The sequence below is a fragment of the Paracoccus sp. DMF genome (assembly GCF_004407025.1).
Taxonomy (GTDB): domain Bacteria; phylum Pseudomonadota; class Alphaproteobacteria; order Rhodobacterales; family Rhodobacteraceae; genus Paracoccus; species Paracoccus aminovorans_B.
The window spans coordinates 24,720-40,071 of the sequence record NZ_SOKV02000020.1 but is presented as its reverse complement, the minus strand read 5'-3'; the positions used below and the strand labels follow the sequence as shown (position 1 = coordinate 40,071).

General features: G+C 68.3%; 14 protein-coding genes. 5 read left to right on the top strand and 9 right to left on the bottom strand.

From position 1 onward, the window contains the following. Nucleotides 1–12: 12 nt before the first annotated feature. Complete coding sequence (gene ade, locus E3D03_RS12070) at nt 13–1,794, top strand: adenine deaminase (protein WP_263567163.1); 1,782 nt, start codon at nt 13–15, stop codon at nt 1,792–1,794. 53 nt (nt 1,795–1,847) lie between these two features. Here the strand turns inward: ade and recF are convergent, their stop codons facing one another. The 6 genes from recF to mutM form a co-directional block, all read right to left on the bottom strand. Continuing rightward, complete coding sequence (gene recF / locus E3D03_RS12065; protein WP_263567162.1) at nt 1,848–2,927, bottom strand: DNA replication/repair protein RecF; 1,080 nt, start codon at nt 2,925–2,927, stop codon at nt 1,848–1,850. Further along, on the bottom strand, nt 2,924–4,042 hold the full coding sequence (dnaN, locus tag E3D03_RS12060) for a DNA polymerase III subunit beta (RefSeq protein WP_062563610.1): 1,119 nt from the start codon (nt 4,040–4,042) through the stop codon (nt 2,924–2,926). Before dnaN ends, recF begins: the two co-directional genes overlap by 4 nt. A 79-nt stretch (nt 4,043–4,121) precedes the next feature. Beyond that, nucleotides 4,122–5,468: a chromosomal replication initiator protein DnaA gene (dnaA, locus tag E3D03_RS12055; protein ID WP_263567186.1), complete on the bottom strand. Its 1,347-nt coding sequence runs from the start codon at nt 5,466–5,468 to the stop codon at nt 4,122–4,124. Between the two features lie 528 nt (nt 5,469–5,996). Beyond that, nucleotides 5,997–6,266: a 30S ribosomal protein S20 gene (gene rpsT, locus E3D03_RS12050; RefSeq protein ID WP_017998304.1), complete on the bottom strand. Its 270-nt coding sequence runs from the start codon at nt 6,264–6,266 to the stop codon at nt 5,997–5,999. 147 nt (nt 6,267–6,413) lie between these two features. Then, nucleotides 6,414–7,190 (bottom strand): enoyl-CoA hydratase, encoded by a 777-nt coding sequence (locus E3D03_RS12045; protein ID WP_263567161.1) that lies wholly within the window; start codon nt 7,188–7,190, stop codon nt 6,414–6,416. Nucleotides 7,191–7,304: 114 nt separating this feature from the next. Next, nucleotides 7,305–8,147 (bottom strand): bifunctional DNA-formamidopyrimidine glycosylase/DNA-(apurinic or apyrimidinic site) lyase, encoded by an 843-nt coding sequence (mutM, locus tag E3D03_RS12040; RefSeq protein WP_263567160.1) that lies wholly within the window; start codon nt 8,145–8,147, stop codon nt 7,305–7,307. A 76-nt stretch (nt 8,148–8,223) separates the two neighbouring features. On the opposite strand from mutM, the gene ubiE reads away from it, so the two are divergent. From ubiE to E3D03_RS12020, 4 genes are all read left to right on the top strand, one after another. Next, the gene (gene ubiE, locus E3D03_RS12035) at nt 8,224–8,976 is read left to right on the top strand and encodes a bifunctional demethylmenaquinone methyltransferase/2-methoxy-6-polyprenyl-1,4-benzoquinol methylase UbiE (protein WP_263567159.1); all 753 of its coding nucleotides are present in this window, start codon (nt 8,224–8,226) and stop codon (nt 8,974–8,976) included. 2 nt (nt 8,977–8,978) lie between these two features. After that, complete coding sequence (gene ubiB, locus E3D03_RS12030; protein ID WP_062563615.1) at nt 8,979–10,517, top strand: 2-polyprenylphenol 6-hydroxylase; 1,539 nt, start codon at nt 8,979–8,981, stop codon at nt 10,515–10,517. A 50-nt stretch (nt 10,518–10,567) separates the two neighbouring features. Continuing rightward, nucleotides 10,568–11,386: a YmdB family metallophosphoesterase gene (locus tag E3D03_RS12025; protein ID WP_263567158.1), complete on the top strand. Its 819-nt coding sequence runs from the start codon at nt 10,568–10,570 to the stop codon at nt 11,384–11,386. Nucleotides 11,387–11,485: 99 nt separating this feature from the next. After that, a complete protein-coding gene (locus E3D03_RS12020) occupies nt 11,486–13,264 on the top strand; it encodes an SLC13 family permease (RefSeq protein WP_263567157.1) in 1,779 nt (592 codons plus the stop codon). 135 nt (nt 13,265–13,399) lie between these two features. On the opposite strand, the gene E3D03_RS12015 is transcribed toward E3D03_RS12020, so the two are convergent. The 3 genes from E3D03_RS12015 to E3D03_RS12005 form a co-directional block, all read right to left on the bottom strand. Further along, nucleotides 13,400–14,233, bottom strand: coding sequence for a lysophospholipid acyltransferase family protein (locus E3D03_RS12015; RefSeq protein ID WP_263567156.1), 834 nt, complete (start codon nt 14,231–14,233; stop codon nt 13,400–13,402). Beyond that, entirely contained in the window at nt 14,230–15,009 is a 780-nt protein-coding gene (locus E3D03_RS12010; RefSeq protein WP_263567155.1) for a GNAT family N-acetyltransferase, read from the bottom strand. The genes E3D03_RS12015 and E3D03_RS12010 overlap by 4 nt, the downstream gene beginning before the upstream one ends. 135 nt (nt 15,010–15,144) lie before the next feature. Continuing rightward, complete coding sequence (locus tag E3D03_RS12005) at nt 15,145–15,324, bottom strand: DUF3553 domain-containing protein (protein ID WP_017998295.1); 180 nt, start codon at nt 15,322–15,324, stop codon at nt 15,145–15,147. Nucleotides 15,325–15,352: the final 28 nt, after the last annotated feature.

The following is a 15,352-nucleotide window of genomic DNA, read 5'->3' as shown; positions in this document are numbered from 1 at the left end:
AAGGAGACAGCGATGCTGAAGCAATGGACCGAATCCCAGCCGCGCCTGGTCGAGGTGGCGGCCGGCCGCGCCCCGGCCGATCTGGTGATCCGGGGCGGGCAATGGGTGAACGTCCACACGCGCGAGGTGATCCCCGGCATCGACGTGGCGGTGGCGGACGGTCGCGTCGCCTATGTCGGCCCCGATGCCGGCCCCGCGATCGGCCCCGACACGCAGCTGATCGAGGCGGCGGGCCGCTTCATGGTCCCGGGCCTGATCGACGCGCATATGCATGTCGAATCGGGGATGCTGACGCCGGCGGGCTTTGCGGCGGCGGTGATCCCGCATGGCACCACGACGATCTTTCACGACCCGCATGAGATCGCCAATGTGCTGGGCCTTGAAGGCGTGCGGCTGATGCGCGACGAATCGCTGATCCAGCCCATCAGCATGTTCACCCAGATGCCCAGCTGCGCGCCCTCGGCCCCCGGCCTGGAAACCACGGGCCAGCCCATCACCGAGGGCGAGGTGGCGCAAGCCATGGGCTGGGAGGGCATCGTGGCCCTGGGCGAGATGATGAATTTCCCCGGCGTCGCCGCGGGCGACCGCCAGATGCTGGCCGAGATCGCCGCGTCCCGCGCGGCGGGCAAGACCGTCGGCGGCCATTACGCCAGCCCCGACCTTGGCCGGCCCTTCCACGCCTATGTCGCCGGCGGCGCCAATGACGACCACGAGACCACTTCGGAGGAGCAGGGCATCGCCCGCGTCCGCCAGGGCATGGGCTGCATGATGCGGCTCGGCTCGGCCTGGTACGACGTGGCAAGCCAGATCACCGCGATCACCGAAAAGGGCCTCGACCCGCGCTTCTTCATCCTCTGCACCGACGACAGCCATTCCGGCACGCTGGTCCATGACGGCCACATGAACCGGGTGGTGCGCCACGCCATCGCCTGCGGCTGCGAGCCGCTGGTGGCGATCCAGATGGCGACGATCAATACCGCGAGCCACTTCGGCCTGGAACGCGAACTCGGCAGCATCACCCCCGGCCGCCGGGCCGACCTGATCCTGACCAGCGACCTCAGGACCCTGCCCATCGAGATGGTGGTCGCCCAAGGCAGGCTCGTGGCCGAGAACGGCCGCCTGCTGGTCGCCTGCCCGCGTATCGACTGGCCAAAGAGCGCCCGCAACTCGGTCCACCTGGGCAAGACCCTGACCGCCGGCGACTTCGAAATCCGCGCCACCGGCGACAGCGCCCGCGTCCGCGTCATCGGCGTGGTCGAGAACCAGGCCCCGACCCGCGCGCTGGAGGCCAGCTTGCCGATCCGCGACGGCGTGATCGAGGGCCAGGGCGAGACCTGCCAGATCGCGCTGGTCGAACGCCACCGCGGCACCGGCGGCGTGGTCAACGGCTTCGTCACGGGCTTCGGCTATCGCGGCCGGGTCGCGGTCGCCTCGACGGTCGCGCATGATAGCCACCACATGATCGTCGTCGGCACCGACCGTCAGACCATGGCCGCGGCCGCGAACCATCTGGGCCACGTCGGCGGCGGCGTCACCGTCTTCCGGGACGGCGCGGAACTCGCCAGCGTTGCCCTGCCCATCGCCGGGCTGATGTCCGACCGCCCGGCCGAGGAGGTCGCCGCGGCCGCCCAGGCCATCGTCCAGGCGATGCAGGATTGCGGCTGCACGCTCAACAACGCCTATATGCAGCACTCGCTCTTGGCGCTGGTGGTGATCCCGGAACTGCGCATCTCGGACCTGGGGCTGGTCGACGTTACCCGCTTCGAACTGGTGGACCTGATGCTCGACCCCTGAGTTTCACCGTTTCCCAAAGACCCGGATCGACGCGCAACCGGCTTCTTTGCTCTTCAAATACCCATGGCGAGGCTCGAGGTCTCGCCCTGCCGCTCGACCGCCAGGAACTGCGCCCGGCCCCGCAGCGCTTCGAACAGCTCGGGCCCGGTGCCGGTCAGCAGGCTCTGCGCTTCCAACCCGCAGATCTCGTCGTAAAGCGCGGCGCGGCGGTCGGCGTCCAGATGCGCCGCCACCTCATCGAGCAGCAGCACCACGCTTTCCCCGGCCAGCGCCCGCGCATTGGCAAGGATCATCGACAGCAGCAGGGCCTTCTGCTCGCCGGTCGAGGACAGCGCCGCGGGCATGGCCCGCGGCCCCCAATGCGCGCCCAGGTCGGCGCGATGCGGGCCGGTCAGCGTGCGTCCGGCGGCCATGTCGCGGGGGCGGCCCTCGGCCAGCCGGGCGGCGATTCGCGCGGGGTCGGGATCGTCCGCGAACCCTTCGCCCGGCAGCAGCGCCAGGCTGGCCGCGGGGAAGGCGGTCCCGGCCCCGTCCTGCGCCGCCGTGATGCGGGCGATGGCATCCAGCCGGTTGCGGGTGACGGCCGCGCCGGTCTCGGCCATCTGCGCCTCCAGCGCCCGATACCAGCCGGCATCGCGGACATCGTCCTTGAGCAGCCGGTTGCGCTCGCGCATGGCCTTTTCGTAACCCAGCGCATCCTCGGCATGGCCGGGGGCAAAGCTCAGCGTCACCCGGTCGAGGAAGCGCCGCCGCGCTTCGGGGGCGTCGGTCCACAGCCGGTCCATGGCCGGGGTCAGCCAGATCACCCGCATCAGCCGGCCAAGCGCGATCTGGGTCGAGGGCTTGTCGTCGATCGCCACCTCGCGCGGCTGGCCGGGCAGGGCGCGGGTCGCGACCTCGTGCTCGGCGATCCGGGCGCGGATCTGCCAGCCGACCTCCGGCCCCTTGCGGGCCTGGTCGCCGGGCGCGGCGCCGCGCATGCCGCGGCCAGGCGACAGCATCGAGATCGCTTCCAGAATATTGGTCTTGCCCGCGCCATTCGGCCCGTGGATCGCCACCGGCCGGTGGTCCAGGTCGATGTCGAGCCGGGCCCAGCTGCGGAACTGGGCCAGGTGCAGCCGGGAAAGCGTCACACGCGCATCGGCATCACGACATAGACCGCGCTGGTGTCGCCGCCCTCGCGGATCAGCGCCGCGTCGCCCGAGCCGTTGAACAGGAAGACCGCGTTCTCGCGCTCGATCTGGCTGGCGATCTCGTGCAGGTATTTGGCGTTGAAGCCGATCTCCAGCGGCTCGTCGGCATAGGCCACGGGCAGTTCCTCGTCGGCCGCGCCGGCATCGGGGGCGTTCACCGACAGCACCAGCCGGTCCTCGTCCAGGGAGAGCTTGACGGCGCGCGAACGTTCGCTGCTGACCGTCGCCACCCGGTCCACCGCCTTGGCGAAATCGCCGGCATCGACCTCCAGCTTGCGGGCATTGCCCGAGGGGATCACGCGGCTGTAATCCGGGAAGGTGCCGTCGATCACCTTCGAGGTCAGCGTGATGGTCGGCGTCGCGAACCGCACCTTGGTCTCGCTGACCGAAACCGCGATCTCGGTCTCGTCATTGTCCAGAAGTTTCTTCAGCTCGCCCACGGTCTTGCGCGGCACGATCACGCCGGGCATGGCCTCGGCCCCCTGGGGCAGGGGGGCGTCGATGCGGGCCAGCCGGTGGCCGTCGGTCGCGACGCAGCGCAGGCTGGGGCCGTCCTCGCCTTCGGCCACATGCATGTAGACGCCGTTCAGGTAATAGCGGGTTTCCTCGTTCGAGATGGCGAATTTCGACTTGTCGAACAGCCGGCGCAGCACCGCCGCCGGAGCCGAGAAATTCGCCGAATATTCCGACGAGGACATGACCGGGAAATCCTCGCGCGGCAGGGTCGCGAGGCTGAAGTTCGACCGCCCCGCCTGCACCGAGAGCCGCTGCGAGGCCGCGTCCAGGCTGAGTTGCACCAACGCGCCGTCCGGCAGCTTGCGGGCGATGTCGTTCAGCATCGAGGCCGAGACCGTGGTCGCGCCCGGCCGCTCGACCTGGGCCGCAGCCCGGTCCACGATCTCGGTATCAAGATCGGTGGCGCGCAGGCTGACGCCTTCGGGCGTGGCCTCGATCAGCACATTGGCCAGGATCGGGATGGTGTTGCGACGCTCGACGACGGACTGGGCCTGAGAGACCGCCTTCACCAGATCGGCACGTTCAATCGAAAATTTCATGGTCGGTCCTCAAGTCGATCTTGCGCGGCGGCGCGGGGCGCCAATTTGGCACAATTCCGCACAAGGTCAAGCGGATGGATCAGGCTTCCAGCAGCCGGCGCAACAGGTCGATATCTTCGGCCAGGCTGCGGTCCGCGCCGCGCAATTCCTCGATCTTGCGCACGCCATGCATGATGGTGGTGTGATCCCGGCCGCCGAAGCGGCGACCGATCTCGGGCAGGCTGCGCGAGGTCATCTGCTTGGACAGATACATGGCGATCTGCCGCGGCCGGGCGACGGTGCGCACCCGCTTCGGGCCGATCATGTCGGCGAGGCGGATGTTGTAATGCTCGGCGACCTTGCGCTGAATTTCCTCGATGGAAACCTTGCGATCATTGGCGCGCAGGATGTCGGCCAGGCATTCCTGCGTCATGTCCAGCGTGATCTCGCGCCCCATCAGGCTGGCGAAGGCAAACAGCCGCTGCAACGCGCCCTCCAGCACCCGGACATTCGAGGTGATGCGATGCGCGAGGAACTCCAGCACGCCCGGCGCGATCAGCAGGCCGGGATATTGCGCGCGGAAGCTGTCGGTCTTGCTTTGCAGGATGCCCAGCCGCAGCTCGTAATCGGTCGGGTGCAGGTCCACGACCAGGCCGCATTGCAGGCGCGACTTGATGCGCTCTTCCATGTCCTTGATCTCGCCCGGCGCGCGGTCGGCCGAGATGACGATCTGCTTGCCCTGATCGACCAGGGTGTTGAAGGTGTGGAAGAATTCCTCCTGCGTGCTGTCCTTGCCGGCGATGAACTGCACGTCATCGACCATCAGCACCGAGACGGTGCGGAACAGCTCCTTGAAATCCATCACGGTGCGGTCGCGCAGCGCCTGGACGAAGCGATACATGAACTGCTCGGCGGACAGATAGAGCACCCTGGCCTCGGGCTGGCGGATCTGGATCTCGCGCGCGATGGCATGCATCAGGTGGGTCTTGCCCAAGCCAACGCCGCCGTAAAGGAACAGCGGGTTGAAGGTCACCGGCCCGCCCTCGGCCACGCGGCGCGCGGCGGCATGGGCCAGCTCGTTGGGCTTGCCGACGACGAAATTCTCGAAGGTGAAGCGGCTGTCCAGCGGCGCGGCCAGTTCCTCGTCCACCGCGGCGCGGGGCGTCGGGCGCTTCACCGCGGGGGCGGCGGCCGGCGGGCGGGCCGAGGCGCTGCGGGTCTCGAAGCTCAGCCGCTGCACCGGGCCGCCGACGCGGTCCAGCACCTTCAGGATGTCGTCGCTGTAGTGGCGCGAGACCCAGTCGGACAGGAAGCGGGTCGGGCAGGCGATGGTCGCGGTGCCCTCGGCGACGCCGGTCAGGCGCAGCGGTTCGATCCAGGTCGAGAAACTGTCGGCTCCGACGATCTTCTGAAGTTCCGCACGCGCCTGTCCCCAAACTGTGTCCATTGTCTCGCCCAAGTCCGTCTCTTGTCCCCGATCTCTGCCGGATTCCCGGCATGAGGCGCCTTGCACCGGCCCGACGGACAAATTTCGGCAACAGGACATCCGGCGCCGCCGAAGCGTCGCGCAGAGCCGTCCTGCGGCCGAAACGTTCAGACACGAAACGCAGGCCGGTGGCAGCCGGCTTGCGCGTCATCGGTAGCGGATCCTTAATTGATCCTGCTGCCGCTCCAGCGGGTGGCGGTCGTGCTGACCGCTGAAGCATGTCCCCCAGGCGCGATGGTGAATCGCAGGGACGAAGCTAGCAAGAACCGCCGCCGCCCAGCAACCGATCTTCGCGCTTGACAGTCACTTTGCCGCATCGAATCTGACTGGAGCCGCCGGCGCGGCGAGCGATCCCGCAAATCCTTGATTTTCCGGGGGAAAACCAGCGGCTCTTCATGCGAAAGGGCGCGCTCCAGAGGAGTGCGCCCCTAAATCTTGCACCCGACAGTTGCGCAAATGCCGCATCCGTCGGGGTGGTCCGGCGGCCGATCAGGCCGTGGCCAGCGCCTTCACCCGGGCCGCGAGGCGCGAGATCTTGCGCGAGGCGGTGTTCTTGTGGACGACGCCCTTGGTGACGCCGCGCATCAGTTCCGGCTGGGCGCTTTTCAGGGCTTCGGCGGCCGCGGCGGCATCGCCCGAGGCCAGCGCCTCTTCGACCTTGCGCAGATAGGTGCGGATGCGCGAGCGGCGCGCCTTGTTGACGGCGGTGACCCGCTCGATCTGGCGGGCGCGTTTCTTGGATTGGGGCGTGTTGGCCATGGGTCCTGTCTTTCTCTCGTAATCTCTGTCACGCAAAAGCCCCACGGCACCGTCCCCGAAAGGACGGTCATGATTCTTGCCTTAAGCGGGCCCACGCGCATGTAAGCCCGGGCCTATACAGCGCCCCGGGCCGAAAGCCAAGCCCAATCAGCGATCGCGGAACTGCGGCTCGCGCTTTTCCAGGAAGGCGGCCATGCCTTCCTTCTGGTCCTCGGTTGCAAACAGCGCCTGGAAGGTGCGGCGCTCGAACAGCACGCCCTCGTGCAGCGTGGTCTCATAGCTGCGGTTCACGGCCTCCTTGGCGGCGACGGTGGCGATCTGCGACTTCTCGGCGATCTTCTTGGCCACCGCCATCACCTCGGCCAACAGCTTCGCGGCCGGCACCACGCGGCTGACCAGGCCCGAGCGCTCGGCCTCGGCCGCATCCATGAAGCGGCCGGTCAGGTGCATGTCCATCGACTTCGACTTGCCGACAAAGCGGGTCAGGCGCTGGGTGCCGCCGATGCCGGCGATGACGCCCAGGTTGATCTCGGGCTGGCCGAATTTCGCATTGTCGGCGCAGATGATGAAGTCGCAGGCCATGGCCAGCTCGCAGCCGCCGCCCAGCGCATAGCCCGACACGGCGGCGATGATCGGCTTGCGGGCCGCGGTGATGCGGTCGATCTCGTCGCCGAAGATATTGCCGGTATAGACGTCGACGAAGCTCTTGCCGGACATCTCCTTGATGTCGGCGCCGGCGGCGAAGGCCTTCTCGCTGCCGGTCAGCACGATGCAGCGCACCTTCTCGTTGCGGTCGGCCTCGGTCACGGCATCCGCCAGCTCGCCCATCAGCTGCGAGTTCAGCGCGTTCAGCGCCTCGGGCCGGTTCAGCCGGATCAGGGCCACATAGTCGTCGATCTCGACGGTCAGGGTCTGGTAAGCCATCATCTCATCGCCTTTCGAACCAAATTGACCGCGACTCGTAACAAAAGCGCGACCGCAAGGCCAGCGCGCTTCTTTGCTCGGGAAATACCCCCACCGGAGGCAGGCGGGCCGGGCTCACCTCTGGCAATGCGGACAGAAATAGCTCGACCGGCCCGATTGCGCGATGCGTTCGACGGTGGCGCCGCAGCCATGGGGGCAGGGCGCGCCCTCGCGGCCATAGACGCGGAAGGAATGCTGGAAATAGCCCAGTTCTCCCGTCGCCTGCCGGTGGTCGCGCAAGGACGAGCCGCCGGCGGCGATGGCTTCCTCGAGCACGGCGCGGATATGGCCGACCAGCGCCGCGATTTCCGGGGCCGTGACCTGCCCCGCCAGCCGGCGCGGGTCGATGCCGGCGCGAAACAACGCCTCGGAGACATAGATATTGCCCAGGCCCGCGACGATGCGCTGGTCCAGCAGCGCCGCCTTGACCGGGCTGCGCCGCCCGGCGAAGGCCGCCGCCAGGACCGCCGGGGTGAATTCCGGCGACAGCGGCTCGGGGCCCAACTGCGCCAGCAGCGGATGCGCGGCGCCGGGCGCGACCAGGTCCACCATGCCGAATCGGCGCGCGTCGTTGAAGGTGATGCGGGTGCCCTGGTCGGTCCAGAACACCACATGGTCGTGGCGCGGCAGGATGGCCGGGTCGCGGTGGAAATCACCCTGCGACTCGCCCTCGATCAGCATCCTGCCCGACATGCCCAGATGCAGCAGCAGGCTGCCGCGATCCTGAAGATCGGCGAGGATATACTTGGACCGCCGCCGCAGCCCCGTCACCCGTGCGCCGGTCAGCACCTGCACCAGGTCCGGCGGCAGCGGCCAGCGCAGGTCGGGACGGCGCGCCTCGGCCCGGGCGATGACATGGCCCTCGAGATGCGGCGCAAGGCCACGGCGGACGGTTTCGACCTCGGGCAGTTCTGGCATTTCTTTTCCATTCGTCGCATGGTGCGCCGCGCGCTTTCGGACTATCTGGGCGCGAAACGACGGATGGACAAGCGCGATGACCGACGACCCCAGCAAGCAAACCCATTTCGGCTTTCGCACCGTGGCCGAAAAGGACAAGGCCGGGCTGGTCCATGGCGTCTTCTCGCGCGTGGCCTCGCGCTATGACGTGATGAACGACCTGATGAGCATGGGCATCCACCGGGTCTGGAAAACCGCGATGATGGACTGGCTGGCGCCGCGCGACGGCCAGCACCTGCTGGACGTGGCCGGCGGCACCGGCGACATCGCCTTCCGCTTCCTGGAACGCGCCCGGGACGCCCGCGTCACCGTCTGCGACATGACCGAGTCGATGCTGGTCGAGGGCAGGAAGCGCGCCGAGGCCGGCAAGCTGGCGGATCGCCTGGCCTGGGTCACCGGCGACGCGATGGCGCTGCCCTTCGCCGACGACAGCTTCGACCGCTACACGATCAGCTTCGGCATCCGCAACGTCACCCGCATCCCCGACGCGCTGGCCGAGGCGCGCCGCGTGCTGAAGCCCGGCGGCCGGCTGATGGTTCTGGAGTTCAGCCAGATCCCGGTGCCGATGCTGCAATGGGCCTATGACCGCTATTCCTTCAACGTCATCCCGGTGATGGGCCAAGTCGTCGCGAACGACCGCGACAGCTACCAATACCTGGTCGAATCGATCCGCAAGTTCCCCGAGCAGGAAACCTTTGCCGAGATGATCCGCGCCGCCGGCTTCGGCCGGGTGCAATGGCGCAACCTGTCCATGGGCATCGCCGCGCTGCATTCCGGCTGGAAGCTGTAACGATGCGCGGCCCGCACAACATCTGGCGGCTGGTCCGCACCGGCGCCACGTTCGAGCGCACCGGCGCGATGAAAGTGGCGCTGGACGCGGCCGAGGCTCCGGCCCGCGTCCGCGTCGCCGCCCGCATCCTGGGCTGGCCCTTCGCCTGGCTGGGCTACAAGGGCGATCCGTCCCTGCCGCCCGTCACCCGTGCCATCACCGCGCTGGGGCCGGCCTATATCAAGTTCGGCCAGATCCTTTCCACCCGCCCGGACGTGGTGGGGCCGGAACTGGCCGACCAACTCGCCATGCTGCAGGACCGGCTGCCGCCGTTTCCCCAGGACCAGGCCCGGCGCATGGTCGAGGCCGATCTCGGCCGCCCGATCGAGGCGCTGTTCAGCGAATTCGCCGAGCCGGTGGCGGCGGCCTCGATCGCGCAGGTCCATCGCGGCCGCCGCGCCGACACCGGGCGCGAGGTCGCGGTCAAGGTCCTGCGCCCAGGCATCGAGGGCGCTTTCCGCCGCGACATCGACGCCTTCCACTTCGCCGCCGGCATGATCGAGCGGCTGTCGCCCGCGACCCGCCGCCTGCGCCCGCGCGACGTGGTGGCGCATTTCGAATCCGTGGTCATGGGCGAGCTGGACCTGCGGCTCGAGGCCGCTTCGGCCTCGGAATTCGCCGAGAACACCGAGGGCGACACCGGCATGCAGGTGCCGAAGCCGCATTGGCACCTGTCGGCGCGGCGCGTGCTGACCAGCGACTGGGCCGAGGGCCTGCCGATGGGCGATGTCGAGGGGCTGCGCGCCGCCGGCCACGACCTGCCGACCATCGCCGCCCGCGTGCTGCAACTGTTCCTGCAGCACGCGCTGCGCGACGGCTATTTCCACGCCGACATGCACCAGGGCAACCTGAAGGTTGCGGTGAATGGCGATGTCATCATCTATGACTTCGGCATCATGGGCGAGATCGACGAATACACCCGCCGCGTCTATGCCGAGATCCTGATGGGCTTCATCCGCCGCGATTACGAGCGCGTGGCGCGGGTGCATTTCGAGGCGGGCTATGTCCCGCGCGACCGCGACATCAAGGAATTCTCCCGCGCGCTGCGGGCGGTGGGCGAGCCGATCTTCGGCGCCGATGCCAGCCAGATCTCGATGGCCAATCTGCTGGCCTATCTCTTCGAGGTCACGGAACGCTTCGGCATGGCGACGCGGACCGAGCTGATTCTTCTGCAGCGCACCATGGTGGTGGTCGAGGGCGTGGCGCGCAGCCTCGACCCGCAGATCAACATCTGGCAGGTCGCGCGGCCGGTGGTCGAAAGCTATATCCGCGACAACCTCGGCCCCAAGGCCGCGGCGCGCGACCTGGGCCGCGCCGTCCAGGTGCTGGGCCGCTTCGCGCCGCTGCTGCCGGAATTCCTGGAACGCCGCATGCCCGAGCTGCTGCGCGAGCCGCAGATCGTCGCGGTGCCGGTCCGCCGGGGCAGGGGTATGGCCCTTGGCGTGGTCCTGGGGGCTGCGCTGGCGCTTTCCGGCGTGGCGCTGGGGCTGTGGCTGGGCTGAAGCGGCGAACCGGGGTTGAGCGTCCCGGGGCTTTGGCCTAACGCTGTGGCATGCGAATCCTCTATCTAGGCGATGTGATGGGGCGCGCCGGTCGGCGCGCCATTTCGGAAGGGCTCGAACCGCTGAAGCAGCGGCTGGGGGTCGATTTCACCATCGTGAACGGCGAGAACGCCAGCGGCGGCATGGGGCTGACGGGGGGGCACGCCAAGCTCATACTCGATTCGGGTGCCGATTGCGTGACACTGGGCGACCATGCCTTCGACCAGAAGGAAATGCTGTCCTTCATCGAGACCGAGCCGCGCATCATCCGGCCGCTGAACTATTCCAAGGTCGCGCCCGGCCGCGGCGCGCGGGTGTTCGAGGCGACGCGCGGCCGCAAGGTGCTGGTGGCGCAGGCGCTGGGCCAGGTCTTCATGAAGCGGCCCTTCGACGACCCGTTCTCGGCCCTCGACGCGGTGCTGAAGGCGCATCCGCTGGGCGGGCTGGTGCAGGCGACGGTGGTCGACATCCATGCCGAGGCCACCAGCGAGAAGATGGCCGTCGGGCATTTCTGCGACGGCCGCGCCAGCCTGGTCGTCGGCACCCATACCCATGTGCCGACCGCCGACACGATGATCCTGAACCGCGGCACCGCCTATCAGTCCGATGCCGGCATGTGCGGCGACTATGACAGCGTCATCGGCATGGAAAAGACCGAGCCGCTGCGCCGCTTCCTGACCGGCATGTCCAGCGAGCGCTTCACCCCGGCCGAGGGCGAGGCGACGCTCTGCGGCGTGCTGGTGACCACCGACGACCGCACCGGCAAGGCCAGCGCGGTGCAGGCGTTGCGCACGGGCGGCAGGCTGGATCCCACGCCCGCCGGCGCCTGAGCGGGAAAGCCATGCTGTTTCGCTTGCGGCGGTGGAGAAAATAATTCTAATACCCCACCGAAAGGGCCGTGATTAACAGCGCCTCTGGACAGGATCTTCATGCTGGGTTTCGAACTGACCGGGACGAATGCGGCCATCGCCATGCTGGTCATCATCGTCGTGATGTTCATCGAATTCGTCCGCGAGCGGAACCCGCCCGAGGTGGTGGCGATCGGCACCGCGGCGGTGCTGATGCTGCTGGGCCTGCTGCCGGTCAAGGACGCGGCCTCGGTGCTGTCGAACGCGGCGCCCTGGACCATCGCCTTCATGTTCCTGATCATGGGCGGCCTCTTGCGCACCGGCGCGCTCGAGATCATGTCGCGGCTGGTGACGGCGCGGGCCGATAGCCGCCCGCTGCTGACGCTGTGCGGGCTTTTCGGCTTCGTCATCCTGGCCTCGGCGATCATGAACAACACGCCGGTGGTGGCGGTGATGATCCCGATCTTCATCCAGCTGGCGCTGCGGCTGGGCACCTCGCCGTCGAAATTCCTGATGCCGCTCAGCTATTTCACCATCCTTGGCGGCATGATCACGCTGATCGGCACCTCGACCAACCTGCTGGTCGACGGCGTGGCGCGCGAGGCCGGCATGGTGCCGTTCTCGATCTTCGAGATCGCGCCGGTCGGCATCGCCATCACCCTGGCCGGCATCGCCTATTTCGCGCTGATCGGCTGGCGGCTTCTGCCCGAGCGCACCTCGCTGGCCGGTTTCCTCGGCACCCGGCGCGGCATGAAATATTTCACCGAGGTCGCCGTGCCCGCCGATTCCAGCCTGGCCGGCATGAACGTGAACGAGGTGCCGCTGTTCAGGCGCGACGCGGTGCGGGTGATCGACGTGCTGCGCGGCGACCTGTCGCTGCGCCGCAACCTGGCCGAGGTGGTGCTGGAGCCGGGTGACCGCGTGGTGCTGCGCTCGGAAATGGCCGAACTGCTCGAGATGCAGGCCAACAAGAATTTCCAGATGGTCGACAAGCTGAGCTCGGTCGCGACCGAGACGGTCGAGGTGCTGATCTCGCCCGGCGCGCGGCTGGTGGGCCGGCGGCTGGGCGACATGCGCCTGCGCCGCCGCTATGGCGTCTATGTCCTGGCCGCGCATCGCCGCAGCCAGAACATCGGCCGCCAGCTCGACGACCTGGTGGTGCAGGTCGGCGACACGCTGCTGCTGGAAGGCGCGCCCGAGGACATCGGCCGCCTTGCCGCCGACATGGAACTGGTCGATGTCTCGCGGCCCTCGGCGCGGCCCTATCGCCGCTCCAAGGCGCCGATCGCGGTGCTTTGCCTCTTGGCGGTGGTGTCGCTGGCGGCGCTGGACGTGGCGCCGATCATGGCGCTGTCCTTCGTCGCGGCCGCGATCATCCTGATCACGCGCTGCGTCGATGCCGAGGAGGCCTTCGAATTCGTCGATGCCCGGCTGATGGCGATGATCTTTGCCATGCTGGCGGTGGGCGAGGCGCTGGAACATACCGGCACCGTGACCTTGGTGGTGGATTTCGTCGCGCCCTGGCTGCGCGGGCTGCCGCCCTTCGCCACGCTGATCGCGGTCTATTTCCTGGGCCTGGTGATGACCGAGATCCTGTCGAACAATGCCGTGGCGGTGCTGCTGACGCCGGTCGCCATCGCGCTGGCCCAGTCGCTGGGCCACGATCCGCGCGCCTATGTCGTGGCGGTGATGTTCTCGGCCACCGTCGCCTTCGCGACGCCCATCGGCTATCAGACGCATCTGATGGTCTATGGTCCCGGCGGCTACAAGTTCAGCGATTTCGTCAAGGTCGGCGTGCCCCTGGACATCATCTGCGGCATCGTCGCCTGCCTGACCATCCCGCTGTTCTGGCCGCTCTAGGCGGCAACGCGGTCGTGGCGTCGCGGCTGCTGGGGTATTTGGGAAACAAAGAAGGCGATCCTTTGGGATGCGCGCTTCCTTGTGGCCTTCTTTGTTGTGCAAATACCCAGGCAGCGGCGCCACCGGCGCGGCGCGTCAATCCTGGCCGAAACCTTGCCGCACCGCCGCTTCGGCCTTGGCGGAAAGCGTCTTGCGGGTCTCTTCCGCGACCGGGATCGGCGGCAGCAGCCGCACCGTGACCGCGCCCTGGCGCGGCTCGGCCAAAACCGCCAGCAGATGCGGACCCAGCGCCATGCTGCCCCACCAGCCATAGAAGCGCGGGTCGCGGCCCGGCGGGGCGTGGTAATGCGCGCTCATCGGCTGGATCGCCAGACCCTGGGGCAGGGCGGGGTCGAGGAAGCCCTGGAACAGGGTCGGCTTGAAGGGCAGCACGCGGCGCCCGTCGCTGCTGGTGCCTTCGGGAAAGAACAGCAGCCGGTGGCCGGCGCGGGTGCGGGCGGCGAATTCCTCGGCCTGCCGGCGCGCGAGGCGTGGATCGCGGGTGACGAAATGCGTGTCGGTGACGCGGGTCAGGATATTGATGCCTGGCCAGCCGGCCACCTCGGCTTTCGACACGAAGAACACCGGCATGGCCGCGTTCAGAACGAAGATGTCGAGCCAGCTCGAATGGTTCGCGACCACGGCGCCCGGGCCGCGCAGCGGCCTGCCCTCGCAGCACCAGCGCAGGCCCAGGATCCACAGGCAGAGCCGGCAGACCAGCTGCACATGCGGCCCGGTGACCGGGCGGCGCGGCCCGGCGAAAAGCCGCTCGACCCAACGCATCGGCAGGATCAGGATCACGCCGATCAGCAGCACCGAGACGATGCCCAAGCCCCGCGTCGCCACCAGCAGCCAGCCCAGGGCCGAGGGGCGGGGGATGGCGGGCGGCGTGGCCTCGCCGTGCCAGGTGCCCGGGGAGGTCTCGCTCATTGGCCCTGCCGGGTCTCGTAGAACTTGCGGTGCTTTTCCGACATGGCCTTGGTGTCGACCATCAGGAAGACGTCGGTGGTGTTGAAGGGCCGGTCCAGATAGGCGCCTTCGCCGACCAGCCCGCCCAGCCGCAGATAGGCCTTGATCAGCGCCGGCATGCCGGTCATGGCCGCGCGGCGATCGAGCTCGGCCTCCGGGATCAGGTCCATCGCCTGGAAGCCCTCGGGCCGGGCGCGGGGCCGCAGCGTCGCGGGGGCCAGGTGGTGGTGGTGCAGCCAGCTCAGCGGCTGCGCCAGGGCCTGCGCGTCGGTGCCGTGGAACGAGGCGACGCCGAACAGGATCTCGATCTCGCGGCTCAGCACGTATTCCGCCAGGGCGTTCCACATCAGGAACATGCCCGAGCCGCCGCGAAACGCCGGATCGACGCAGGACCGGCCCAGTTCCAGCAGCGAGCGGCCAGCAGCGCGCAACGACGTCAGGTCATATTCGCTGTCGCAATAGAAGCGGCCGAAGCGCTCGGCCCGGTCGCCCGGCAGCAGCCGGTAGACGCCCACGACATGATCCAGCGCCTGGCGCGAGCGGCGGTTGTCCACCAGCACCAGGTGATCGACCACCGGGTCGAATTCGTCGCGCTCCAGCCGGTCGGCGTGATCGACCATGGCGCCGTCGCCGCCCAGCTCCTCGACGAAGACGCGATAGCGCAGGCGCTGCGCCGCCAGAAGGTCGGTCTCATCCGTGGCAAGACGGGTTTCGAAGAAGGAAGTTTCGGGCGTCATCGTCCGGGCATGGCCTGCCTGTTGGGGATCCGGTCCCGTGTCTAGGCGGGGCTGGACGACATTGCAACCGCGTCCGAACGGGCGGCGCCAAGACCGATTGACTCGCGCAAAAGTTGAATTACTCTGCCCGATGCGTCAGAAAGGATCGCCCGTGACCAGTTCAAGACTGACATGTCTGCCGTCGACCACCTGCTTTCCGGCATGGGTGAAGTTGACGGTGATGCGATCCCCGATGCGCGACTGGACCTGGCCGGTGCCCCATTCCGGCGCGCCCGGGTGGCGCACGATCATGCCCGGCTCCAGGATCTCATTCATCTCACGCCCTTTCCTTCGGCGCTTTGCA